Annotated in this window: 21 protein-coding genes; 4 read left to right on the top strand and 17 right to left on the bottom strand. The window is 73.1% G+C overall.

Translation table 11 applies throughout. The features are described 5' to 3' along the window. Positions 1-41 precede the first annotated feature (41 nt). The 9 genes from ftsW to mraZ all read right to left on the bottom strand — a co-directional run bounded on the left by ftsW (position 42) and on the right by mraZ (position 11120). Positions 42-1307: a putative lipid II flippase FtsW gene (gene ftsW, locus C2865_RS12595; protein WP_106398514.1), complete on the bottom strand. Its 1266-nt coding sequence runs from the start codon at positions 1305-1307 to the stop codon at positions 42-44. Then, entirely contained in the window at positions 1304-2725 is a 1422-nt protein-coding gene (gene murD / locus C2865_RS12590) for a UDP-N-acetylmuramoyl-L-alanine--D-glutamate ligase (protein WP_106398513.1), read from the bottom strand. Before murD ends, ftsW begins: the two co-directional genes overlap by 4 nt. Next, the gene (gene mraY, locus C2865_RS12585) at positions 2725-3798 is read right to left on the bottom strand and encodes a phospho-N-acetylmuramoyl-pentapeptide-transferase (RefSeq protein ID WP_106398512.1); all 1074 of its coding nucleotides are present in this window, start codon (positions 3796-3798) and stop codon (positions 2725-2727) included. The genes murD and mraY overlap by 1 nt, the downstream gene beginning before the upstream one ends. Then, positions 3795-5216 carry a UDP-N-acetylmuramoyl-tripeptide--D-alanyl-D-alanine ligase gene (locus C2865_RS12580; protein ID WP_106398511.1) on the bottom strand — a complete coding sequence of 474 codons (1422 nt, stop codon included), beginning with the start codon at positions 5214-5216 and terminating at the stop codon, positions 3795-3797. Before C2865_RS12580 ends, mraY begins: the two co-directional genes overlap by 4 nt. After that, positions 5213-6712 carry a UDP-N-acetylmuramoyl-L-alanyl-D-glutamate--2,6-diaminopimelate ligase gene (locus C2865_RS12575; protein WP_106398510.1) on the bottom strand — a complete coding sequence of 500 codons (1500 nt, stop codon included), beginning with the start codon at positions 6710-6712 and terminating at the stop codon, positions 5213-5215. The genes C2865_RS12580 and C2865_RS12575 overlap by 4 nt, the downstream gene beginning before the upstream one ends. Positions 6713-6778: 66 nt before the next feature. Further along, positions 6779-8503 carry a peptidoglycan D,D-transpeptidase FtsI family protein gene (locus C2865_RS12570; RefSeq protein WP_456297945.1) on the bottom strand — a complete coding sequence of 575 codons (1725 nt, stop codon included), beginning with the start codon at positions 8501-8503 and terminating at the stop codon, positions 6779-6781. 242 nt (positions 8504-8745) lie between these two features. After that, entirely contained in the window at positions 8746-9555 is an 810-nt protein-coding gene (locus C2865_RS39970) for a cell division protein FtsL (RefSeq protein ID WP_198653217.1), read from the bottom strand. Continuing rightward, entirely contained in the window at positions 9552-10505 is a 954-nt protein-coding gene (rsmH, locus tag C2865_RS12560; RefSeq protein ID WP_106398508.1) for a 16S rRNA (cytosine(1402)-N(4))-methyltransferase RsmH, read from the bottom strand. The genes C2865_RS39970 and rsmH overlap by 4 nt, the downstream gene beginning before the upstream one ends. Positions 10506-10688: 183 nt before the next feature. Next, on the bottom strand, positions 10689-11120 hold the full coding sequence (mraZ, locus tag C2865_RS12555) for a division/cell wall cluster transcriptional repressor MraZ (RefSeq protein ID WP_106398507.1): 432 nt from the start codon (positions 11118-11120) through the stop codon (positions 10689-10691). Between the two features lie 420 nt (positions 11121-11540). Here mraZ and C2865_RS12550 point away from each other — a divergent pair, with 420 nt between their 5' ends. The 3 genes from C2865_RS12550 to C2865_RS12540 are packed head-to-tail and all read left to right on the top strand — an operon-like array spanning position 11541 to position 16093. Next, positions 11541-12512, top strand: a complete 972-nt coding sequence (locus C2865_RS12550) for an AAA family ATPase (RefSeq protein WP_232835575.1) — start codon at positions 11541-11543, stop codon at positions 12510-12512. 2 nt (positions 12513-12514) lie between these two features. Beyond that, positions 12515-13750 (top strand): DUF58 domain-containing protein, encoded by a 1236-nt coding sequence (locus tag C2865_RS12545; RefSeq protein ID WP_232835545.1) that lies wholly within the window; start codon positions 12515-12517, stop codon positions 13748-13750. An 18-nt stretch (positions 13751-13768) separates the two neighbouring features. After that, the gene (locus C2865_RS12540; protein ID WP_106398506.1) at positions 13769-16093 is read left to right on the top strand and encodes a transglutaminase TgpA family protein; all 2325 of its coding nucleotides are present in this window, start codon (positions 13769-13771) and stop codon (positions 16091-16093) included. 97 nt (positions 16094-16190) lie between these two features. On the opposite strand, the gene C2865_RS12535 is transcribed toward C2865_RS12540, so the two are convergent. The 8 genes from C2865_RS12535 to C2865_RS12500 form a co-directional block, all read right to left on the bottom strand. Continuing rightward, positions 16191-16601: a DUF3040 domain-containing protein gene (locus C2865_RS12535; RefSeq protein WP_106398733.1), complete on the bottom strand. Its 411-nt coding sequence runs from the start codon at positions 16599-16601 to the stop codon at positions 16191-16193. Positions 16602-16738: 137 nt separating this feature from the next. Beyond that, positions 16739-18043, bottom strand: a complete 1305-nt coding sequence (locus C2865_RS12530) for a DNA polymerase IV (RefSeq protein ID WP_106398505.1) — start codon at positions 18041-18043, stop codon at positions 16739-16741. Beyond that, entirely contained in the window at positions 18043-18783 is a 741-nt protein-coding gene (locus C2865_RS12525) for a class I SAM-dependent methyltransferase (protein ID WP_106398504.1), read from the bottom strand. The genes C2865_RS12530 and C2865_RS12525 overlap by 1 nt, the downstream gene beginning before the upstream one ends. Positions 18784-18910: 127 nt before the next feature. Then, complete coding sequence (gene nusB, locus C2865_RS12520; protein ID WP_106398503.1) at positions 18911-19327, bottom strand: transcription antitermination factor NusB; 417 nt, start codon at positions 19325-19327, stop codon at positions 18911-18913. Beyond that, a complete protein-coding gene (efp, locus tag C2865_RS12515) occupies positions 19327-19887 on the bottom strand; it encodes an elongation factor P (protein WP_106398502.1) in 561 nt (186 codons plus the stop codon). Before efp ends, nusB begins: the two co-directional genes overlap by 1 nt. 270 nt (positions 19888-20157) lie before the next feature. Next, entirely contained in the window at positions 20158-21207 is a 1050-nt protein-coding gene (locus tag C2865_RS12510; protein ID WP_106398501.1) for an LLM class F420-dependent oxidoreductase, read from the bottom strand. A gap of 70 nt (positions 21208-21277) precedes the next feature. Next, entirely contained in the window at positions 21278-21949 is a 672-nt protein-coding gene (locus C2865_RS12505; protein WP_106398500.1) for an enoyl-CoA hydratase-related protein, read from the bottom strand. Between the two features lie 29 nt (positions 21950-21978). Next, the gene (locus C2865_RS12500; protein WP_106398499.1) at positions 21979-22848 is read right to left on the bottom strand and encodes an aldo/keto reductase; all 870 of its coding nucleotides are present in this window, start codon (positions 22846-22848) and stop codon (positions 21979-21981) included. A 117-nt stretch (positions 22849-22965) separates the two neighbouring features. On the opposite strand from C2865_RS12500, the gene C2865_RS12495 reads away from it, so the two are divergent. Continuing rightward, complete coding sequence (locus tag C2865_RS12495; RefSeq protein WP_232835544.1) at positions 22966-23538, top strand: TetR/AcrR family transcriptional regulator; 573 nt, start codon at positions 22966-22968, stop codon at positions 23536-23538. Positions 23539-23548 lie beyond the last annotated feature (10 nt).

The following is a 23548-nucleotide window of genomic DNA, read 5'->3' as shown; positions in this document are numbered from 1 at the left end:
AACCTTTCTGCGGAGATTCTCGGATCCCGGTACGGGGGGGTTCATCTGGGTCCCAGACCCAGCCAGCTTAGGACGCGCGCGAGCGGTCCGGGGCCACGCGCGGCCAGCGCCTGGCGGGCGCCCGGTTCCCGCTTGGCGAACGCCAGCAGGACGCCCAGCGCGATCAGCGTGGGGATCAGCGCCGATCCCCCGTAGGAGACCAGCGGCAGCGGGATGCCGGTGATCGGTAGGACGCGGATGACCGCGCCGATGTTCACGATCGCCTGGACCACGACCCAGATGGTGATGCCGGTGGCGGCCAGCCGCATGAACGGGTCGCGCACCCGCCGGGCGACCCGCAGCCCGGCGTAGGCCAGCAGCCCGAACAGGCTGATCACGATGAGGGTGCCGACCAGGCCGAGCTCCTCGCCCAGGACCGCGAAGATGAAGTCGGTGTCGCCGTGCGGCAGGTACTGCCACTTGGCCCTGCCCTCGCCCAGGCCCTCGCCGAACCAGCCGCCCGAGCCCAGCATGTACAGGCCCTGGTTGCTCTGGTAGTTGGCGCCCAGCGGGTCGCCGGTGGGGTCGATGAAGCCGGTGAGCCGCTTCATCCGGTAGGGCTCGACCACGATGAGGATGGACGCGAGCAGCAGCACCAGGCCCAGGACCCCGATGAACAGCCGCATCGGCGCGCCGATCACCCACAGCAGCGCCAGGAAGATGACGAAGACGACCAGGGTGGTGCCCAGGTCGTCGCCGAGCATGACCAGCAGGACGATGAGGCCGGTGCCGGGCAGCAGCGGGATGAGCAGCTGCTTCCAGTCCGTCAGCATCCGCAGCTTCTCCTTGCGGGCCAGCAGGTCCGCGCCCCACAGCACCAGGCCGAGCTTGGCCGGTTCGGACGGCTGCAGCTGCAGGCCGCCGCCGAAGCTCAGCCAGCGGGTCGCCCCGCCCGCGCTCTGGCCCAGGCCCGGCACGAGCACCAGGGCGAGGCCGAGGATGGCCAGCAGCATGATCGGATAGGCCAGCACCCGGAAGGTGCGCACCGGCAGCATCGCGGTGATCGCCATCAGGGGCAGGCCCAGCGCCACCCAGGTCGCCTGCTTCTGCAGCAGCGTGAACGCCGAGCCGGTGCTCTTGAGCTGGGTCACCGAGGACGCCGACAGCACCATCGTCAGGCCCAGGGCCAGCAGCAGCAGGGTGCAGCCGATGACCAGGTAGTAGGAGGTGAGCGGGCGGTCCAGCAGGCTGAGCACGTTGGCCGTCTGGACCCGCAGGCCCGTCCTGGCGCGTTCCGGCTCGGCTCCGCCGGTCGAGGCGGCCGTCACGGGTCCGGCTTCTCCCCACTCGCCGGGGGCCCGGCGGGATCGGGGGCCGCGGCGGAGACCAGCCGCTCCACCGCGGCGGCGAACGCGTCACCGCGCGCCTTGTAGTCGGCGAACATGTCCATGGAGGCCGCCGCGGGGGCCAGCAGCACGGTGTCGCCCGGCCGTGCCAGCCGGGCCGCCTGTTGCACCACGAGATCCATCGCACCAGTGTCGGTCTCGGCGACCTCGACCACGGGGACGTCCGGCGCGTGTCGCCGCAGCGCCTCGGCGATCCGCTCCCGGTCGGCGCCGAGCAGGACGGCGCCGCGCAGCCGGGGCGCGGCCGCGGCGACGAGGTCGTCGACGTCGGCGCCCTTGAGCAGCCCGCCCGCGATCCACACGACGCGCTCGTAGGCGGCCAGGGAGGCGGCGGCGGCGTGCGGGTTGGTGGCCTTGGAGTCGTCCACGTAGTCCGCCCCGCCGGCGGACGCCACGAACGCGATCCGGTGCGGGTCGGGCCGGAAGGCCCGCAGCCCCTCGCGGACCGCTGCGCAGGGCACGCCGAAGGCGCGGGCCAGGGCGGCGGCGGCCAGGGCGTTGGCCACGTTGTGCGGGGCGAACGGGACGACGTCCTTCAGCTCGGCCAGCTCCTCGGCCGACCGCGCCGGGTCGGCGACGGTGGCGCGGTCGACCAGGAGGTCCTCGACCACGCCGAACTGGCCGGGGGCCGGCATGCGCAGGGTGAACCCGTGGGCGTCCGGCCCGGCCAGCGCGGCCGCCGTCTCGTCGTCGGCGTTGCAGACGCGGACCGTGCCCGGCCCGTAGATCTTGCCCTTGGCCGCGGCGTACGCGTCCAGGGAGCCGTGCCAGTCCAGGTGGTCGGGCGCGACGTTGAGGACCGCCGCGGCGTACGGCGCCAGGGTGGAGGACCAGTGCAGCTGGTAGCTGGACAGCTCGACGGCCAGCACGTCGTGCCCGGCCAGCACCGCCTCCACGATGGGCTCGCCCACGTTGCCGACGGCCACCGCGTCGTGCCCGGCGGCCCGCAGGATGGCGGTGAGCATCCGGACCGCGGTGGTCTTGCCGTTGGTGCCGGTCAGCGCCAGCCAGGGCGCGGCGCCCTCGGCCGGGCGCAGCCGCCAGGCCAGCTCCACCTCGCCGATGACCTCCACGTTCCGGGCGGCGGCCGCCGCCAGCAGCGGCGTGGACGGCTTCCAGCCCGGGGAGGTGACGACCAGCTCGGTGCCCTCGGGGAGGCTCTCGCCGTCGCCGAGGCGGACCGCCACGCCCGCGGCCCGCAGCTCGTCGACGCCCTCGACGCCCTCGGTCCGGGCGTCCACCGCGGTGACGACCGCGCCGCGTCCGGCCAGCACCCGCGCGGCGGCCCGGCCGGACACGCCCAGCCCGGCCACCGTGATGCGAACGTCCTCGAACCCCATTACTTGGGCACCCACTCCAGGTAGAACAGGCCGACGCCGGAGGCGACGCACAGCCCGCAGATGAGCCAGAACCGCACCACGATCGTGGTCTCGGCCCAGCCCGACAGTTCGAAGTGGTGCTGCAGCGGAGCCATCTTGAACAGGCGTCTGGGCTGGTCGAACAGTTTACCGCTGATCTTGAACCAGCCCACCTGCAGGATCACCGACATGGTGATCAGCACGATCATGCCGCCGAGGATGGCCAGCAGGATCTGGGTGCGGGTGGTGATGGCCAGGCCGACCAGCACGCCGCCCAGGGCCAGCGAGCCGGTGTCGCCCATGAAGATCTTGGCGGGCGGGGCGTTCCACCACAGGAAGCCGAAGCAGGCGCCCAGCACCGCGGCGGCGACCACCGCGAGGTCCAGCGGGTCGCGCACCGCGTAGCAGTTCGGGACCATCACCTGCGCGCAGCTCTGCCGGAACTGCCAGTTGCCGATGATCACGTAGGCGGCCAGGATCAGGCCCACGGTGCCCGAGGCCAGGCCGTCCAGGCCGTCGGTGAGGTTCACGCCGTTGGAGACGCCCTGGATGAGGATCAGCGCCCACAGCACGAACAGGTACGGGCCGATGTTGGGCCCGAAGTCGCGCAGGAACGAGAAGTGGGTGTCCGCCGGGGTCACCTGCATCGCGTTGGGGAACTGCAGGCAGGCCACCGCGAAGACGACGCCGACGATGACGATGCCGGTGGCCTTGGCGCGGCTGCGCAGGCCGAGGCTGCGCTGCTTGAAGACCTTGATGTAGTCGTCGACGAAGCCGACGACGCCCAGGCCCGTCATCAGGAACAGCACCAGCCCGCCGGAGACCGTCGGGATCGTCCAGGTGATCAGGTGCGCCGCGGCGTAGCCCACCAGCGAACCGATGACGATCACGGTGCCGCCCATGGTGGGGGTGCCGCGCTTGCTCTGGTGGGTGCTGACGCCGTCCTCGCGGATCATCTGGCCGTAGCCGAGGCGCACCACCAGCCGAATCCACAGGGGGGTGCCGAGCAGGCCGATGATCAGTGCGATCCCGCTCGCCAGGATTACGTTGGTCACGCCTCAGCCTCCGCGGGGGCGTCCGTCAGCAGTGCCCTGGCCACCCGCTCCAGTCCGGCGACGCGCGAGCCCTTCACGAGCACCACGTCCCCCGGCCCGAGCCGGTCGCCCAGCACGGCCACCGCCGTACCGACATCGTCCACCTGTACGCACTCTCCGTTCCATGTCCCCACCTGCTCGGCGCCCTTCAGCAAGGGCGCCGCGGCCGGGCCGACCGCGATGAGACCGGTGACACCGCTCCGCGCGGCATGTTGTCCGATCTTCTCGTGTTCCGCAACGGAAGAGGGCCCCAACTCGGCCATGTGACCGAGCACGGCATAGGTCCGCCGCCCTCGGGACATCGCGGACAGGGCGTCGAGCGCGGCGCGCATCGACTCGGGATTGGCGTTGTAGGCGTCGTTGACGACCGTCAGGCCGTCCGCCCTGTGGTCGACCTCCATCCGCCAGCGGCTGACCGGCACGGCCCGTGACAGCGCCGCGGCGACGTCCTCCAGCCGCATCCCGGCCCGCAGTGCCACCGCGGCGGCGGCCAGCGCGTTGGAGACGGCGTGCGCGCCGTGCAGCCGCAGCTCCACCCGTGCGCGGCCCCCGGGGCCCGCCAGGGTGAACCGGGCGCGGCCGTCGGCGTCGAAGGTCTCCTCCTCGGCCCTGACCTCGGCGTCCGGGGAGCGCCCGAACAGCACCACGCGCGCGGCCGTGCGCTCGGCCATGGCGCGCACCAGCGGGTCGTCGGCGTTCAGCACCGCCGTCCCGGCGGGCTCCAGCGCCTCGACCAGCTCGCCCTTGGCCCGCGCGACGGCCTCGCGGCCGCCGAACTCGCCCAGGTGCGCGGTGCCGACGTTGAGCACCACGCCGATGTGCGGCGGGGCGATCCGCGTCAGGTACGCGATGTGACCGACCCCACGCGCGCTCTTCTCCAGCACCAGGAAGCGGGTGCCCTCGTCGGCCCGCAGGACGGTCAGCGGATGGCCGATCTCGTTGTTGAGCGAGCCCTCCGGCGCGATGGTGGGACCGGCCTCGGCCAGGACGTGGCCGATGAGGTCCTTGGTGGAGGTCTTGCCGGAGGAACCGGTGATCCCGATCACGGTGGTCCGCGGCAGCCGCTCCAGCACACCCCGGGCCAGCCGGCCCAGGGCGCCCACGACGTCGTCGACCTCGTGGGCGTCCCGGCTCGGGCCCGCCACGACGACGGGGACGCCCGGCAGCGGGCGCGCGCCCAGCACGCCCGCCGCGCCGCCCGCCGCCGCGGCCGCGGCGAAGTCGTGGCCGTCCACCCGCTCGCCGGGCAGCGCGACGAACAGCGCGCCGGGCCCGGCCAGGCGGGAGTCGATGACGACGGGGCCGCTCACCCGGGCGTCGGCGCCGTGCAGCGCCCCCCCGGTCAGCGCGGCGATCTCGGACAGGGAAAGCTCGATCACCGGCACTCCCGGATGGCCTTGGCGAGGACCTCTCGGTCGTCGAACGGGGTCACCTGACCCGCGGTGTACTGGCCGCGCTCGTGGCCCTTGCCCGCGACCACCAGGACGTCGCCGCGGCCCGAGCGGGCGACGGCCAGCGCGATCGCCGCCGCGCGGTCGGGCTCCACCACGATGTGGGCGCGCTCGGCCGTGGGCACCCGCAGGGCGCCCTCCAGCATCGCGGTCAGGATCGCCAGGGAGTCCTCCGAGCGCGGGTTGTCGTCGGTGAAGACCGCCAGATCGGCCAGCCGAGCCGCGGCCTCGCCCATGAGCGGGCGCTTGCCCCTGTCGCGGTCGCCGCCGCAGCCCAGCACGACGACCAGCTCGCCCTCGGTGACCGGGCGCAGCGTGGTGAGCACCGCCTCGACCGCGCCCGGCTTGTGCGCGTAGTCGACGAGCGCGACGAACTCCTGGCCCTCGTCCACGCGCTCCATCCGGCCGGGCACGCCCGGCATCCGGCCGACGCCCTCGACCGCGCGCTGCAGCGGGATGCCGGCCTCGACCAGGGCGACGATCGCGCCGAGTGCGTTGGCGACGTTGAACGGCCCGGCCAGCCGCACCTGCGCGACCGCCTCGATGCCGCCGGGGCCCACGATCCGGAACGAGCTGCCCTCCGGGCCCAGCCTGACCTCCTCGGCCCGCCAGTCGGCGCCCCGGTCCCCGCCCGGCGAGAACGTGGTGAAGGGCACGCCGGCGATCCCGGTGAGCCTGCGCCCGTGGGGGTCGTCGGTGTTGATGACGCCGATCCTGCTGTACGCGGGGGTGAACAGCTTCGCCTTGGCGGCGAAGTAGTCGTCCATCGTCGGGTGGTAGTCGAGGTGGTCCTGCGACAGGTTGGTGAACAGCGCCACGTCGAAGACCGCGCCGCCGACCCTGTTCTGCTCCAGCGCGTGGCTGGAGACCTCCATCGCGATCGCCTCCACCCCGCGTTCGAGGGCGGTGGCGAAGGTCGCGTGCAGGTCGGTGGACTCGGGGGTGGTCAGCGCGGACGGCAGGCGCTCTCCCGCCAGGCGGGTCTCCACCGTGCCGATCACCCCGGTGGGCAGTCCCGCGCCGGCCAGACCCGCCTCGAGGATGTAGGCGGTGGTCGTCTTGCCGCTGGTGCCGGTGACGCCCAGCAGCAGGAGCTGCCCCGCCGGGTCGCCGTAGACGTAGGCGGCGGCCTCGCCCAGCACCGGGCGGACGGCCTCGACGACCAGGACGGGCAGGCCCGTCTCCTCGGCCGCCTCGCGGCCCTGGGCGTCGGTCAGGATGGCGGCCGCCCCGGCCTCGGCGGCCTGCGCGGCGAACTGCGCCCCGTGGAAGCGCGCGCCCGGAAGCGCGGCGTACAGATCACCCGGCCCGACCTGCCGGGAATCGTGGGTGATCCCGGAGACCTCGCCTTCGAACGGCCCGGACACCCCGAGCCGCTCTGCGAGGCCCGACAGCGGCCGAGCGGGGTTGCTCGAAGGACGCATCTACTGGCTCTCTCGTACGGACATGCTCTGTCTGACGCCGGCGCGGAGACCTCGGTTGGGCCTCCGTCAGTCGACGAACATCTTCAGGGTCGGCGCCGCCGTCCCCGTGGGGGCCACCTTGCGGGTCTTCAGGGCGAACTCCATCACTTCCTTGAAGACCGGCGCGGCCACCTCGCCACCGTAGTATCCCTTCCTGGGGTCCTGCAGCACGACCTGGACAATGAGCTGGGGATCGTCGGCCGGAGCCATTCCCACGAAGGACGCGGTGTACCCGTCGTAGCGGCCCTTGGACTCCACGTAGCGGTCGGCGGTGCCGGTCTTGCCCGCCACCCGGTAGCCGGGGATGCGCGACGCCGGGGCGGTGCCCTCGTCGGTCGTCGCCCCCTCCAGCATGCGGATCAGCTGGTGCGCGGTGTCCTCGCTGATGACCCGGCGGCTCTTGGGCGCCTCGGCGGGTGTGAAGTTCCCCTCACCGTCCAGGGTGCCGGAGATCAGCGTGGGGGTGACCCGGACGCCGCCGTTGGCGATGGTCGCGTAGACGCTGGCCATCTGCAGGGCGTTCACCGAGATGGTCTGCCCGTAGGAGATCGGGTACCGGTCGGTGCCGCTCCACTTGTCCGGCGTGCTGAACAGGCCGGGCGTCTCCCCCGGCAGGCCCACGCCCGTGCTCGTGCCGAAACCGAACGCCGTCATGTAGGAGTACAGCTTCTCGTCGGTGAGGTTCTCCGAGGCCAGGATGGTGCCGACGTTGCTCGACTTGGCGAGGATGCCGCCGAACGTGAGGCCCTTCCAGGTCTTGTGGGGGTGGGAGTCCTCGAACCTGGTCCTGTACTTCCAGATGTGGTCCGGGACGTTGAAGGGCGTCTCCGGGGTGACCAGGCCCTCCTCCAGCAGCGCGGCGGCGGTGATGACCTTGCCGGTGCTGCCGGGCTCGAACGCCTCCCCCACCACGCGGTTGCTGCGCTCGGACGCGCTGGCCTTGGAGTACTCGTTGGGGTCGAAGCTCGGGTAGGAGGCCATCGCCACGACCTTGCCGTCCGGGGTGAGCACCACCACGGTGCCGGACTCGGCCTTGTGCTTGCGGACCGCGGCGGCGATCGCCTCCTCGGCCTTCCACTGGACGTCCTGGCTCAGCGTCAGCCGCAGGCCCTTGCCGGGCACCGGCTCCTTGATCTGGCCCTCGCCCATCGGGATGTGCTGGCCGTCGGGGCTGATCTCCACCCGCTGCCAGCCGGACTCGCCCTTGAGCAGCTTGTCGTGGGAGTACTCCAGCCCGCCGCCGCCGTCGCCGTCCTGGTTGACGAAGCCGATGACGTTCGCGGCGACCCCGTCGGCCGGGTAGGAGCGGCGCGACTCCGGCACGGTGCCCACGCCCCGGTAGCCCAGCGACAACACGAGCTCGGCCCGCTCGGGCGGCACCCGGTGGGCGAGCGGCACGTACTCGGTGCCCTTCTTCTCCAGGCTCTTCAGCACGAAGCCGACGTCCAGTCCGAGCATGGAGGCGAGCCGTGCCGCGACCTCGGTCTTCTTCTCCGGCTCCACGCGGGTCGGGTCGACGAAGATGCCGCGGGCGTCCTGGGTGAGCGCCAGCGGGTTGCCGTCGGCGTCGGTGATGCCGCCCCGCACGGCGGGCAGGTCGATCCGCTGCAGCCGCTGGTCCATGGCGGCCTGGGCGTACTTCTCGGAGTTGATGCCCTGCAGCTGCACCAGGCGGCCCGCGAACAGGGACAGCACGAAGGCGATCACCAGCAGCGCGGCGTTGAGCCGGCGCATCGGGTCCTTCAACCGCATCGACGTGCGCGGCGCGGGACGGCGGGGCGGGCGGCGCGGCGGGGCGGCGGGGCCGGCGGACCGCTCCCCCCCGGCCCGCGTCCCGGCGCGCGGCGCCGCCGTGCGCCGGGACGCGGGCCGGGGGGGCAGGGTGCCCGAGCCGGAGCGGCGGCCCGCCTGGGTCCCGCGCGACGGCGGCACCGGGCCGCGCGGGCCGCGGCGGCCCGGTGGCTGCGCACCGCCGGGGGTGCGCGGTCGGTCGGTCACGGGGTCCTCTCGGGCCTGGTCTGCTCGGGCTGCTCGGGCCGTGCGGCGTCGGCGGCACCGGTCCAGCCGGGGATGCCGTCGCCGGGGACGATCGCGCCCGGCACCCCGATGATCCCGGTCGCGGCGGCGGCAGCGGCGGCGGCCGACGGGACCGGCCGCTTCTTCCCACCGGTTACCCGACCGTTATCGGGATCGACGAAAGCGAGCTCCCTGGGCTGTACCATCCCTTGATTACGAGCCTTGAGTTCCAGCCTGAGCGGCGCCTCCTCCCGTGCGATCTCCTCGATCAGCGTCTGCTTCTGCTGGGTGAGCCGGTGCTCGCTGTCCTCCAGCGCGCTCAAGGTATAGGCGTCACGGGCCAGCACGGTGTTGAGCACCAGCAGACCGACCAGCGCCCCTCCCAACAGGCAGAGGATGAGCAACACGAACGGTGCACGAGGACGTCCCGAGGACGGCTGCGGCCTGGGCCGGGGCCGCTTCTGAGCCTGCCCCCGCTCGGCGGGTTCGGCCGCCGGCCGCGCCCTGCCCGGCTTCAGCGTGCGCTTTTCGGGCGTACGCGTCTTCGGCGTGCGCTCTTTCGTCCTGCTCGCGCGCGGCTCGGCGGGCCCGGCCCTACGGCCGGCCCGTGGTCGCCTCACCTTCGGTTCCTTCGCCTTGGTCTTCGGCTCCTTGGCCTTGACCGGGGGCTCCTCCGGCGGTTCCTTCCCGCCGCCCTTCCCGCGGTCCGGCCGGGTGTCGCTCTGGGGGCCGGGCCCGGCGGACCGCCGCCGGGGTCGTGCGACGGTCTTGCGCTCGATCGTCGTCATGTGTCCTCCCGAACCCGTTCCGCCGCGCGGAACCGGACGGATGCCGCTCGCGGATTGCTGCTGATCTCCTCTTCGGAAGCCTGCTCGCTCCCCCGGGTGAGCAGGCGGAACCTCGGCTCGAACTCCGGCAGCGACACCGGAAGCCCCGCCGGGGTGTGGTCGGTGGTGCGCTCGGCCAGGACCCGCTTGGTGATCCTGTCCTCCAGGGAGTGGTAGGACAGCACGGCGACCCGGCCGCCCACCGCGAGCGCGTCCAGGGCCGCGGGCAGCGCCCGCTCCCAGACCTTCAGCTCGCTGTTGACCTCGATGCGCAACGCCTGGAAGGTGCGCTTGGCGGGGTTGCCGCCGCTCCGGCGGGTGGCCGCCGGGATGGCCGTGCGCACCAGCTCGGCCAGCCGGAGGGTGCCGGTGAACGGCTCCTTGGCCCGCTCGCGCGCGATCGCCGAGGCGACGCGCTGGGCGAAGCGCTCCTCCCCGTACTCGCGCAGGATCCGCGCCAGGTCCGCCGGCGGATAGGTGTTCACCACGTCCGCGGCGGTCATGCCCCTGGTCTGGTCCATGCGCATGTCCAGCGGAGCGTCATAGGAATAGGCGAACCCGCGCTCGGGTTCGTCCAGCTGGGGCGAGGAGACGCCCAGGTCGAACAGGACCGCGTCGACGCGGTCCAGGCCCAGCCTCGCCAGCACCCCGGGGAGCTCGTCGTAGACCGCGTGCACCAGCGTCGCCCGGTCGCCGAAGGGCGCCAGGCGCGCGCCCGCGCGCTCCAGCGCCACGGGGTCGCGGTCGAGGCCGAGCAGGCGGATCTCGGGGTAGGCCTCGAGCATGGCGGCGGCGTGGCCGCCCATGCCGAGCGTGCCGTCGACGTACAGGGCCCCCGGTTTGCCCACGGCGGGACCCAGCGTCGACAGTACGCGGTCGAGCAGGACCGGAACGTGTCCGGACTCATTCATGGTTTTGTCTACCCCCACTGCAGCCGACCGCTCGCGGTCGATCGGACATGCGACCCGCGGGCTCGTCCGGCCAGGTCCCCAACCGCTGCCCTGAGGAAGGGCCACCTGGCGCCGGGGAAGCTGCGCCAGCTGGCGGAGAGAGCGGGTGGAGACCTGGCCGGGCGTGGGCCCTGCGGGGTCGTACTAGAGAATTCCGGGCAGCACCTCCTCCGACAGGTCGGAGAAGGACTCCTCCTCCTGGGCCAGATAGGCCTCCCAGGAGGGCGCGTCCCAGATCTCAAGGCGGGAGTTGGCCCCGATGACCGCGCAGTCGCGCTCCAGTCCGGCGTAGGCGCGCAGCGCCGCCGGGACCGTGATGCGGCCGCTCTTGTCGGGGACCTCGTCGGAGGCGCTGGCGAAGAAGACCCGGCTGTAGGCGCGGACGGACCTGGCGGTGACGGGTGCCGTGGCCAGCGCCTCGGTGATGCGCTCGAACTCCGCCATGGGGAAGACGTACAGGCAGCGTTCCTGGCCCTTCGTGATCACCAGTCCCCCAGACAGCTCCTCGCGGTACTTGGCCGGCAGGAACAGTCGTCCTTTGTCGTCGAGGCGAAGTGGGTGTGTTCCGAGGAACACAGGAGCCACCCCCTCGCGCCATTGGACGCCCGTCAACAGCTCGAGAATGCATGTGGAGACCCTTCCCCCACAGCGCCCCACTGTACTCCACTCTTCCCCACCGTCAACTGTGAAAACCTGTGTTCCTGGAGACATGGAGATGTGAAATTGCCTGCTCAGCATGGGTGGGGCGGAGTGGGGCGGCGGCGGGGCCCCGGGACGCGAGCGGCGGGCGCATCCGGGGGATGACTGTGGGATGTCCGAAACATGACCGATGACGCACTTAGCGGCGTACTGTCGGTAACGCCGGGAAGGTTATCCGGCTGCTTATTGTCGAGAAGAGCGACGAACCACGGATAATGCTCCAACCGCATCAGCGCGTGAAGAGCAATACATTTGGCCCTGGAACAAGGGCGGACTCAGGGCGGAGACTTCGTGGCAGTGGGTGTGCAGGGCGAGGCCGGCGTCGGACGCGGCTTCGGCGGGGTCGCGGGCAGGGCGGGAAAGATCCGGGCGACCGTCGAGTCCGTCATCGAGGGCAAGTCCGAGGCGGTGCGGCTGGCGCTGATCGTCATGCTCGCCGAGGGGCACCTCCTCATCGAGGACGTGCCGGGCGTGGGCAAGACCATGCTCGCCAAGACGCTCGCCCGCGCCATCGACGGCACGGTGCGCCGGGTGCAGTTCACCCCCGACCTGCTGCCCAGCGACATCACCGGCGTCGGCGTCTACCAGCAGGACCGGCGGGCGTTCGAGTTCGTGCCCGGACCGGTCTTCGCCAACCTCCTCATCGGCGACGAGATCAACCGCGCCTCCCCCAAGACCCAGTCGGCGCTGCTGGAGTGCATGGAGGAGCGCCAGGTGACGGTGGACGGCACCACCTACCCGCTGGAGCGCCCGTTCATGGTGATCGCCACCCAGAACCCGGTCGAGATGGAGGGCACGTACCCGCTGCCCGAGGCACAGCGCGACCGGTTCACCGCGCGGATCTCCATGGGCTACCCCAGCCCCAACGCCGAGCTGGACATGCTCGACAGCCACAGCCGCACCTCCCCTCTGGACGCCATCACGCCCGCCGCGACCGTCGCGGACGTGCGCTCGCTCATCGAGGAGGTGCGCGCCGTGCACACCTCCCCCGCGGTCAAGCAGTACGCCGTCGACCTGGTCAACGCCACCCGCGCCCACCCGGAGCTGCGCCTGGGCGCCTCCCCGCGGGCCACCCTGCAGCTGGTGCGCGCCGCGCGGGCCCGCGCGGCGCTGGAGGAGCGCGAGTACGTGCTCCCCGACGACCTGCAGGCGCTGGCCGTCCCGGTGCTGGCGCACCGGCTGCTGACCACCGCCGAGGCCCAGGTCGAACGGCGGCGCCCGGAGCAGATCGTGAGCGAGCTGGTGGCCCGGCTGCCCGTACGGGGCTGACCGTGCGGCTGGTGAAGGTGGCGCTGGACGCGCTCACCACCCGGGGGCGGTCGTTCATGGCGGCCGGGCTGACCGCGGTGGTGTGCGCGTTCCTGCTCGGCGAGCAGGACCTGCTGCGGGCCGGGATGCTGGTGCTGGTCCTGCCGCTGTTCGCGGTGTTCGCCGTCTCGCGCACCCGCTACCGGCTGGCCTGCGCGCGGCGGCTCGGGCCCTCCCGGCTGCCCGTCGGCCACGAGGCCAGGGCGGACCTGCGGCTGGAGAACGTCTCGCGGCTGCCGACGGGGCTGCTGCTGGTGGAGGACCGGGTGCCCTACACCCTGGGCGGCCGCGCCAGGTTCGTGCTCGACCGGATCGAGCCGCTGGGCTCCCGGGAGCTGAGCTACCGGCTGCGCTCGGACGTGCGGGGCCGGTTCAAGATCGGGCCGCTGACCGTCCGGCTGGCCGACCCGTTCGGCCTGGTGGAGCTGGCCCGCTCCTTCAGCCTCACCGACACCCTGACCGTCACCCCGCTCACCGTCGAGCTGCCGCCCGGGCGCGTCCCCGGCGCCTGGCACGGCGAGGGGCAGAACCTCGCCCGCGCCCTGTCCGCCGCGGGCGAGGACGACGTGGTGCCGCGGGAGTACCGGCGCGGCGACGACCCGCGCCGGGTCCACTGGCGCTCCACCGCCCGCTACGGCGAGCTGATGGTCCGGCGCGAGGAGCAGCAGTGGCAGAGCCGCGCCGTCCTGCTGCTGGACACCCGGCGCGGCGCGCACACCGGGGAGGGTCCGGGCTCCTCCTTCGAGCAGGCGGTGTCGGTCGCCGCCTCGGTGGGCGCCCACCTGGCCCGCGAGGGGCTGCCGCTGCGCCTGGTCACCGACGCGGGCCGCGGCGCCGACCTCCCCGCCGGTTCGGGACCCGCCGCGGGCGGGGAGCTGCTGGACGTGCTCGCCGTCATCGGGCAGGGCGACGGCACGGCCCTGCTGCCGGGACTCGCCGCGGTGCGCGGCTCCGGGGGGCGCGACGGCGAGGCGCTGATCGTCGGGGTCTTCGGGCGGCTGACCTCCGAGGAGGCCGGGGCGGTCGCCTCCGCCCGGCGCGGCACCGCGATCGGCGTCGCGGTGCTGCTGGGCCAGCCGGGGGCGCCCTACGACGCCGCCGGCTTCCTGCGCCGCGCCGGCTGGCGGGTGCTGGTCCTGTCCTCGGTCACCGAACTGCCCGCCGCCTGGGCGGGCGTGCAGGGAGCACCGGATGAGTAACGGCAAGGAGCGGTCCGCATGAACGAGCCGGGTGTCAGGCCGGGGCTGAGCGCGCTCGCGGCCCTGGCGACGCTCCTGGGCGCCACCAGCCTCTACCCGCTCTTCCAGGACCGCAGCTGGATCGCCCCCGTCACGGGCGCCGTCGTGGTGGTGACGGTGACCGCGATGGTCTCCCGGCGGCTGCGGCTGGCCCCGGCGCTCGACCTGCTGGCCGGCCCCGCCGTCCTGCTGCTGTACGTGACGGCGCTGTACGCGGGCTCCTCGGCCCTCCTGTGGCTGATCCCCACCCCCGGCTCCCTGTCGGTGCTCGCCGACGTGCTGCGCGGGGGCTGGAACACCGCCGAGACCTACGCGGCGCCGCTGCCGGTCGGCGACGGGGTGCGGCTGCTGGCCGTCCTGGGCGTCGGGCTGGTCGCGGTGACCGTGGACCTGCTGGCCGTCCGGCTGCACCGGGCCGCGCCCGCCGGGCTGCCGCTGCTGGCCATGTACAGCGTCCCGGCCGCGGTGCGGTCCGAGAGCGTGCACTGGCTGACGTTCGCGGCGGGCTCCGCCGGATACCTGGCCCTGCTGGTCGCCGACGCGCGCACCAGGGTGACGGGCTGGGGCCGCCCGGTGTTCACCCCGCGCCCCGACCAGGAGGCGCCCGGCGCGCGGCCGACGGGTTCGGCGGGCAGGCGGGTCGGCCTCGCCGCGATCGCGGCGTCCGTCGCGGTGCCCGCCCTGCTGCCGGGCACCTCCGGGTTGTTCGGGCTGGGCGAGCGGGACGGCGGCGGCTCGACCACCATCACCACCGCCGACCCCCTGGTCGACCTCAAGCGCAAGCTCACCCGGCTGAGCAACGAGGAGGTCCTGCGCTACCGGACCACCTCCGGCGACCCCGACTACCTGCGCATCTACGCGCTCGACCGGTTCGACGGCAACCGCTGGACCTACTCCCCCCTGGTCGCCGGGTCGGCTCCGCTCATCCGGGAGGACCGGGAGCTGCCCGCCGTGCCCGGCCTGTCGGCGGCCGCGACCGAGGACGGCGCCACCGAGATCACGGTCGGCGACAAGGTCAGGGACATGAAGTTCCTGGCGCTGCCCTACGCGCCGCGCCGGGTGCGGATCGAGGGCGACGACTGGCGGGCCGACCGCCAGTCCCTGATGGTCTTCTCCACCGGCGACGACGCCGACGGCATGACGTACTCGGTGGACAGCCGCCGCGCCCTGCCCACCACCGGGCAGCTGCGCGAGTCCGGGTTCCACGCCATGCCCCCGGAGTACACCCGGCTGCCGGACGGGCTGCCCGAGGAGCTGTCCGAGCTGACCTGGAAGGTCACCGCCAAGGGCGCCACGCCGTTCGACCGGGCGGTGCTGCTGCAGCGCTGGTTCCACCGGGAGTTCACCTACTCGCTGGAGCCCGCGCCGCCGAGCCGGATGTCGGACCTGATGGCCTTCCTGCGCGACCGCGAGGGCTACTGCGAGCAGTTCGCCGCGACGATGGCGCTGATGACCCGGGAGCTGGGCATCCCCTCCCGCGTGGTCGTCGGGTACGCGCCCGGCACGCGCCAGGCCGACGGGAGCCACCTCGTCCGCCAGCGGGACGCCCACGCCTGGCCGGAGCTGTACTTCGAGGGCGCCGGCTGGGTGCGGTTCGAGCCCACGCCCTCGGGGACGGGCGCGCCCGCCTCGGTGGGCATCCCCGACTACACCCGCCAGGAGTCCCGCCGGAAGGAGCCGGAGGACGCCCGTCCCACCGCCCCCTCGACGCCCACCACCGCGCCCGCCCCCGGGCCCACGCCCGGGGCCGAGGGGCAGCCGCAGGCCGCGCAGGACCAGAAGACCGAGGCCGCCTCGGACGGGGGGTCCCCCCTGCCCGTCGGCTGGATCCTCGGCGGGCTGGCGGCGGCGCTCCTGGTCGCGGCGCCCCGCCTGGTGCGGGAGGCCGCCCGGCGGCGGCGCTGGGCGGGGGCCGGCGATCCCGCGGCGGCCGCCACCGCGGCCTGGTCCCAGCTGCGGGCCGACACCCTCGACCACGGGCTGGGCTGGCATCCGGCGGAGTCGCCGCGCGGAGTGCTGCGCCGGCTGGGGCCCGCGCTGGGCACCGAGGTGGCCGAGCCCCTGGCCCGGATCACCCTGGCCAGCGAGCTGTCGCGCTACGCCCCGCCCGGCCATCCCCAGCGGGCCACCGCCGCGAGCCTGCGCGCCGACACCGCGACGGTGCGCTCGGCGCTGGCCGCCTCCTCCTCCCCGCCCGCCCGCTGGCGGGCCCGGCTGTTCCCGCCCTCGTCCCTGGACGTCCTGCGCCGCGCCGCCGCCCGGCTGAAGGGCCTGGCGCGGTCGCGGCGCGGCGGAGGCGACTGATCCGGCCGCATCCGCGCCCGTCCTGCCGCGGACACGGTGAAGGGGGCCGCACCCCCGACGGGATGCGGCCCCCTTCACACGCCGTGGAGGCGGGGCGTCAGGATCCTTCTTCGGTCCTGCGGCGCCACCGCTCCTCGAGCCGGTTCATGAAGCCGGACTGCTGCCGTCCGCCGCGCGGTGCGCGGCCGCCGGGCGTGCCGCCGGTCTCGTACTCGCCGCCGATTCCGGTCATGCGCTTCCAGCTGGACAGGGCCCACACGCCGCTGGCGAGCATGAGCAGGAACCCGGCCACGCTGATCGCGACGCTGAGGGTGCCCTGGCTGACCACCAGGCCCGCCATGAGCACCGCGATGCCCACCACCAGCCCGAGGGCGGCCTTGATGACCTGGCGCTTGTAGTGGCTCTGCGGATTGGTGGTGCGAACGGCATGCGCGAACTTCGGGTCTTCCGCGTACAGTTCGCGCTCGATCTGCTCGAGCAGACGTTGCTCGTGCTCAGAGAGCGGCACGGTGCCTCCCAACGACTGCCCCGTGGATCAGGTGCCTGGTGCTCCTTAGCCGGACGGGGACCTGGCTAACGGTGATATGCCCAGAATACGAGTCCGGACGACCTGAGTGAAGAAAACCGTCGCGGTGAGACCACAAGCTATTCATCCGCGGTCCTTCTCATCGGTGTTCCACCGCCTCCCTGGCCACCGGAGTCCCGCCCGTCCCCGCGCGGGGCGCTCGGTGGCCGGATCAGGGCCGCGGGGCGGATCGCCCCCCGGCCGAACCTGCGCGCAGCCTCGTCGATCGCCTGCTCGGCCTCCCGCCAGCCGTGCTCCGGTTCGTCCAGAGCCAGCTGCCGGGTCTCCGGGCCGGCGCCGGCCAGATTCTCGACCCTGACGCCTATCAACCGCAGTGGTACCCGCTCCAGTCCCGAGGCCTCGTAGAGCTCGCGCGCTGTGATGTAGATCACACGTGAGACATCCGTCGCTTCGGGAAGGGTTCGGGACCGGGTGATCGTCGAGAAGTCCGGCTCCCTGAGTTTGATGCTCACGGTGCGTCCCCGGTTCCCCCCTGCCCGTAGCCGGGCGCCCACCTTCTCGGCCAGCCCGAGCAGCTCCCGGTGCACCCTCTCGGGCTCGGCGACGTCGACCTCGAAGGTCTCCTCGGCGCCCACGCTCTTGTCGGGGCCGTCGGGGCGCACCTGGCGCGGGTCGCGGCCCCAGGCCAGCTCGTGCAGGTGAGTGCCCTGGGCGGCGCCCAGATGGCGCCTGAGCGTCTCGGAGGGGATGCGGGCCAGCTCCCCCACCGTGCGCAGCCCCAGCCTCCTCAGCCGCTCCTCCGTGCGCTCGCCCACCCCCCACAGCGCGGCCACCGGCAGCGGGTGCAGGAACTCCAGGACGCCCTGCGCGGGCACCACGAGCAGGCCGTCGGGCTTGCAGCGGGTGGAGGCCAGCTTGGCCAGGAACTTCGTGGGCGCCACCCCCACCGAGCAGGTCAGGCCCAGCTCGCCCGCCACGCGCCGCCGGATCGCGGCGGCGATCTCGGCAGGGCGGCCGAACAGCCCGCGCGCGCCCGCCACGTCCAGGAACGCCTCGTCCAGGGCGAGCGGCTCCACCAGCGGGGTGAACGAGCGGAAGATCTCCATGACCCGGCGGGAGGCGGCCGAGTACTTGCCGTGGGCCGGCTCCAGCACCACCGCGTGCGGGCACGCCCGCAGCGCCCGGCTCATCGGCATCGCCGAGTGCACCCCGAACCGGCGCGCCTCGTAGGAGGCCGCGGCGACCACGCCCCGGCCGCCCAGACCGCCGACCAGGACCGGCCTGCCCCGCAGCTCGGGGCGCTCCAGCAGCTCCACGGACACGAAGAACGCGTCCATGTCCACGTGCAGGATCGGGCATCCGGTGTCGTCGGCGGGCGGGCCCGGCTGGGGGCCGGGGCGGTCCAGCTGCTGCTTGCGCGACATCAGGCCGGGCGCCGCGCGAACAGGTGCAGCCGGGCCGCCAGCGAGCGCAGCACCGGATGGACGGCCGCGGCGGCCTCCAGGGCGCGCAGGGACTCGGCGGCGTGCGGGTCGGCCTCGGCGTGGCCGCCGGGCACCAGATCGGCGAAGATCCGCACCCCGTGCACCTCGGGCTCGGCCAGCCCCGCCCCGGCGGCCAGCTCCAGCAGGGACTCGGGAGTGAACCGGCGCGGCCCGTCACCGCCCGCGGGGGCCGCGGCGAGCAGCTCGCGGGCCTCCTCGAAGTGGCCGGCCACGGCCCGCTGCACCACGGCCGCCAGCGCCCCGGGCACCAGCAGGCTCAGGCCTCCCCCGGGCCGCAGCGCCGCGACGAGCGCGCCCACGGCGGCGCCGAGGTCCTCGACGTACTGCAGCACGCTGTGGCACAACACGAGATCGGCGGACCGCGCGCCGACGACGTCCTGGAGCCCGGCGGCCTCGCCCTGCAGGGCGCGCACCCGCACCCCCGCCTCGGCGGCCCGGCGCTCCAGGGTGGCCAGCGCGTCGGGACTGGGGTCCACGACCGTCACCCGGTGGCCGAGAGCGGCCAGCGGGACGGCCAGATGGCCGGTGCCCCCGCCGACGTCGACCACGTCCAGCGGCCCGGCCTCCAGCAGCGGAGCCAGGAGCTCCCGCACGGCGGCGCGGCCGCCCTGCCCGGCGGTCCTGCCGCCCTGACTGCGCACTCCCTCGTCCACGGTCATGCCCCCAGCCTAGCCAGACCGGACGACAGGCCGTCCGGAAAGACGGGACCGTGTTCCCGGAAGGGCACGGCCGCGGGCGGGGGGCACGGCACGCGAGGCCCGCCCCCGCGGGGACGGGCCTCGCCCGTCACAGCGTCAGGCTGGGCTTGAGGTCCTGCAACCGGGAGAGCAGGCCGTTGACGAACTTCGGCGACTCCTCCGTGGAGAAGTCGGTGGCCAGCCCCACGGCCTCGCTGAGGGCGACCCCGTCGGGGACGTCGTCGGCCCACAGCAGCTCGAAGGCGCCGATGCGCAGCACCGTCAGATCCACCGCCGGCATGCGGTCCAGCGTCCAGCCGACCGCGTAGGTGGCCAGCAGCTCGTCGATGCGCTCGCGGTGCCGGTCCACCCCCTCGATCAGCCGGACGGCGTGGCCGTGCTCGGCGAGTTCCTCACCCTTGGGCTTGCCGCGGTGCAGCAGCACCTCACCGGGGGAGATGCCCCGCTGCTGCGCCTCGAAGAGGATCTCGAAGGCGTAGCGGCGGGCCTTGGTGCGTGCGGCCATCAGGCGCGGCCGAGGTAGTCGCCGGTCCGGGTGTCGACCTTGATCTTCTCGCCGGTGGTGATGAACAGCGGCACCTTGATCTCCGCGCCCGTCTCCAGGGTGGCGGGCTTGGTGCCGCCGGTGGAGCGGTCGCCCTGCAGGCCCGGGTCGGTGTGCTTGACGACGATCTCGACGGTCACCGGCAGCTCGACGTAGAGCACCTGGCCCTCGTGCATCGCCAGCATCGCCTGGCCGTTGTCCAGCAGGAAGTCGGCGGCCTTGCCCAGGACCGCCGGCGGGACGTTCAGCATCTCGTAGGACTGGGTGTCCATGAAGACGTAGTCTTCGCCGTCCTTGTAGGAGAACTGCATGTCGCGCTTGTCGACGGTGGCGGTCTCCACCTTGGTGCCCGCGTTGAAGGTCTTGTCGACGATCTTGCCGGACTTGACGTGCTTGATCTTGGTGCGGACGAAGGCGGGGCCCTTGCCCGGCTTGACGTGCTGGAACTCCACGACCGACCACAGCTCGCCGTTGTCGAGCTTGAGTACCATGCCGTTCTTAAGATCGTTCGTCGTCGCCACTCGAATCGTCTTTCCGTCGCGGTCCCCGCCCACGATGTGGGCGGTCCCTGGCTTGATGGTCTGAAGGAGCTCCGGGCCGTCCGCCCTGACCCCGCGTTCGAGGGGAACTCGATCCGCCATTTTACTGGGTCGCCGACCCCCACTCCGGCACGGCGGAGATCCGGGGCCGATCGTGACGGCCGCTCCCCGCGGGGAGCGGCCGTCGCGGGCCCGGCGAAGCGCGGGGCCCCGCGGCCGCCCGAGGACGGCCGCGGGGCCCGGACACGGGGATCAGACGTCCGCCGCGAGCTCCTTGATGCGCTCGATGAGCTTGAGCTTGGACTTGTGGTCGGCGGCGATGGGGGTGATGTTCAAGGTGGTGACGCCCGCCTCCTTGAAGGCCGCAAGGCGCTCCTTGACCCAGGACTCGGGGCCGATGAGGGACATGTTGCGCACGAGCTCGGCGGGGACCTTCTCGGCAGCCTCGTTCTTCTTGCCGGCCAGGTAGAGGTCCTGGATCTCTTCGGCCTCCTTCTCCCACCCGTAGCGGCGGCAGAGGGAGTTGTAGAAGTTCTTGCCCTTGGCGCCCATGCCGCCGATGTACAGGGCGGCCATGGGGCGGCCGAAGTCGAGGTAGCCCTCGACGTCGTCGCCGATGGCCAGCGGGGCCTGGGCGACGATGTCCAGGGTGCCCAGGGACGGGTCGCGCCTGGCCTCGCCCCTGGCCAGGGCGTCGCCCCACACGTCCCCGGCCTTCTCCGGCAGGAAGAAGATCGGCTGCCAGCCGTCGGCGATCTCGGCGGTCAGCTCGACGTTCTTCTCGCCGATCGCGGCGACCTGGATCGGGATGTCGGGGCGCACCGGGTGGTTGATGATCTTCAGGGCCTTGCCGAGGCCGGTGCCCTTGGCCGGGTCCAGCGGCAGCTCGTAGTACTTGCCGTGGTGCTCCAGCGGCGCCTCGCGCTTCCACACCTTGCGGCAGATCTCGATGACCTCGCGGGTGCGGCCCAGCGGCGCGTGGTAGGGCACGCCGTGGAAGCCCTCGATCACCTGCGGGCCGGACGCGCCGAGGCCCAGGGTGAAGCGGCCGTCGGAGACGTAGTCCAGGCCCGCGGCGGTCATCGCCATCAGGGTGGGCGTGCGGGAGTAGATGTTGAGGATCCCGGCGGCGATCTCCACCCGCTCGGTCCTGGCCGCGATGTAGCCCATCTGGCTCACGCCGTCGAAGCTGTAGGCCTCGGCGACGTAGACGATGTCCAGCCCGGCCTTCTCGTACTCGACCAGCTCGGCGACGCTCTCCTTGAAGCCGCCGGCGTAGCCGAGGGGCATTCCGATCCGCATGGCTTGCGCTCCTCGATGTCAGTGGGTCAGACGTACCGAATCAGACTCAGTATGCCAATCGTCAGATTCACTACGGTACCGGGAGTGCCGACTCGCCGGAGAGCACCTGGATGGCGGGCCGGTACATGGTGCGGCGGATCGCGCCGAACGTCCGGCCGTCCTTGCCCGCCAGGGCCGCGGCCAGCTCGATCGCCGTGCGCACCACCTCCTCCTCGGGCGCCGTCCGGTGCACGATGCCCGCCTCCAGCGCCTCGGGCGCGGTGTAGCGGCGGCCGGTCAGCATGGCGTCGTGCGCGGCCGCGGTGGAGAGCTTGGCCTGCACCAGCGCGGCCATCCCCGGGGTGAACGGGATGTTGATGTCCACTTCCGGCAGGCAGAACCAGCCGCGGTCCCGGCGCATCACGGCGAAGTCGTGGCTGAGGGCGAGCATGCCCCCGCCGGCGAAGGCGTGGCCGTTGACGGCCGCGACGGACGGGATGTTCTGCTTGAGGAACCGCGCGTACAGGGCGTGGATCTCCCCTATGTACCAGTTGCTCTTCTCCCCGTTGGCGCTCAGCCAGTCCAGGTCGAGGCCGTTGGAGTAGTACTTGCCCTCGCCGGTGGTGACCACCGCCCCGGCCTCGCCCTCCACCTCGTCCAGCGCCTTGTTCACCCCCTCGAGGAACTCGGGGGTGAACCGGTTCTCGCCGTTCTGGAAGCGGAAGACGAAGACACCGGAACCGGCGTTCTCGATCTTGATCATCTTTTCTCTCCGAAGGTCGTGCGGGAAACTCAGACGGCGGCGGTGAGCGCCGCGTACTCGGCGTCGGTGAGGGTGATGCGGGCCGCCTCGGTGTTCTCCTCCAGGTGGGCGACCCTGGAGGTGCCCGGGATGGGGAGCATGACCGGGGAGCGGCGCAGCAGCCAGGCCAGGGCCAGCTGGGACGGCGTCGCCCCGTGCTCGCGGGAGAAGGCGTCCAGCGGCCCGCCGGGCCGGGCGAGCCGGCCGGTGGCGATGGGGAACCAGGGGATGAAGGCGATCCCCTCCCGCTCGCAGTACTCCAGGACGTCCTCGGCGTCCCGGCGGGCGAGGTTGTAGAGGTTCTGGACCGAGACGATCTCGGCGATCCCGCGCGCCTCCTCCAGCTGGGCGACCGTCACCTCCGACAGGCCGATGTGCCGGATCTTGCCCTCCTCCTGCAGCTTCACCAGCTCGCCGAGCTGGTCGGCGAGCGGCACCTGGGCGTCGATGCGGTGCAGCTGGTAGAGGTCGATGCGCTCCACTCCCAGGTGGCGCAGGCTCAGCTCGGTCTGCTGGCGCAGGTACTCGGGCCGGCCGACGGGCCGCCAGTCGTCCGGCCCCGAGCGGGTGAGCCCGCCCTTGGTGGCGATGACGAGGCCGTCGGCGTAGGGGTGCAGCGCCCGCCTGATCAGCCGCTCGCTGACGAACGGCCCGTAGGAGTCGGCGGTGTCGATGAAGTTCACGCCGAGCTCGACGGCGCGGCGCAGGACCCGGACCGCCTCGTCGGGGTCCTGCGGCTCGCCCCAGACGCCTTTGCCGGTCAGCTGCATGGCGCCGTAGCCGAGCCGGTTGACGGTCAGGTCGCCGCCGATCGGGAAGGTCCCCGAGGCGTCGGCGGGGCGGGAGAGGGCGGTGGTCATCACGGTTCCTTTTCCTGGAGGACGTCGAACCTCATCTTGCCCCTACCCCGGTGAGGGGAGACCGCCGGACATCGCCTTCCACGCCGCACCGTTTATGATGTACGTCATAATAGACGGGTGAGTGCGAAAGAGCGCATGGTGCGCAGTGCCGCGTACCTCTTCCGGGAGCGCGGCTACAGCGGGACGGGCTTCCGGGACGTGATCGCGCACAGCGGCGCCCCGCGCGGCTCGATCTACCACCATTTCCCCGGCGGCAAGGTGCAGCTCGCCGTCGAGGCCATGCGCTACGCGGGGGACTTCGTCGCGGCGGGCACCGAGTCGGCCATCCAGGAGGGGGACGCCGTCGCCGCGGTGCACGCCTTCATCGGCTGGTGGCGCCGCGTCCTGATCAAGAGCGACTTCCAGGCGGGCTGCCCGATCGCGGCGGTCACCGTCGAGTCCCACGAGGAGGCCCCGCAGCTCGCCCAGGCCGCCGCCCACGCCTTCCGCCGCTGGAAGGAGGCGCTGGCCGCCGGACTGGTGGCGGGCGGCTGCTCCGCCGAACGCGCCGCGAGCCTGTCCACCCTCATCGTCTCCTCCGTCGAGGGCGCCACCATCCTGTGCCGCGCCGCCCGCGACGCCTCCGCCCTCGACCAGGTCGCCGTCGAACTCGAAGCCGTCGTGGACAACGCCCTGAGGACCACGGACTGAGCCCTGAGCC

It is taken from the genome of Actinocorallia populi (assembly GCF_002995495.1).
Taxonomy (GTDB): domain Bacteria; phylum Actinomycetota; class Actinomycetes; order Streptosporangiales; family Streptosporangiaceae; genus Actinocorallia; species Actinocorallia populi.
Note: the sequence above shows the minus strand (reverse complement) of the source record. Positions and strands in the feature narration are given on the sequence as shown.

Excerpts from the sequence above, each read along its gene's own strand:
- murD (WP_106398513.1), bottom strand. The coding sequence starts at position 2,725 with ATGGGGTTCGAGGACGTTCGCATCACGGTGGCCGGGCTGGGCGTGTCC.
- C2865_RS12575 (WP_106398510.1), bottom strand. The coding sequence starts at position 6,712 with ATGCGTCCTTCGAGCAACCCCGCTCGGCCGCTGTCGGGCCTCGCAGAG.
- C2865_RS12570 (WP_456297945.1), bottom strand. The coding sequence starts at position 8,503 with ATGCGGTTGAAGGACCCGATGCGCCGGCTCAACGCCGCGCTGCTGGTG.
- C2865_RS39970 (WP_198653217.1), bottom strand. The coding sequence starts at position 9,555 with ATGACGACGATCGAGCGCAAGACCGTCGCACGACCCCGGCGGCGGTCC.
- rsmH (WP_106398508.1), bottom strand. The coding sequence starts at position 10,505 with ATGAATGAGTCCGGACACGTTCCGGTCCTGCTCGACCGCGTACTGTCG.
- C2865_RS12540 (WP_106398506.1), top strand. The coding sequence starts at position 13,769 with ATGAACGAGCCGGGTGTCAGGCCGGGGCTGAGCGCGCTCGCGGCCCTG.
- C2865_RS12530 (WP_106398505.1), bottom strand. The coding sequence starts at position 18,043 with ATGTCGCGCAAGCAGCAGCTGGACCGCCCCGGCCCCCAGCCGGGCCCG.
- C2865_RS12525 (WP_106398504.1), bottom strand. The coding sequence starts at position 18,783 with ATGACCGTGGACGAGGGAGTGCGCAGTCAGGGCGGCAGGACCGCCGGG.
- nusB (WP_106398503.1), bottom strand. The coding sequence starts at position 19,327 with ATGGCCGCACGCACCAAGGCCCGCCGCTACGCCTTCGAGATCCTCTTC.
- C2865_RS12510 (WP_106398501.1), bottom strand. The coding sequence starts at position 21,207 with ATGCGGATCGGAATGCCCCTCGGCTACGCCGGCGGCTTCAAGGAGAGC.
- C2865_RS12505 (WP_106398500.1), bottom strand. The coding sequence starts at position 21,949 with ATGATCAAGATCGAGAACGCCGGTTCCGGTGTCTTCGTCTTCCGCTTC.
- C2865_RS12500 (WP_106398499.1), bottom strand. The coding sequence starts at position 22,848 with ATGACCACCGCCCTCTCCCGCCCCGCCGACGCCTCGGGGACCTTCCCG.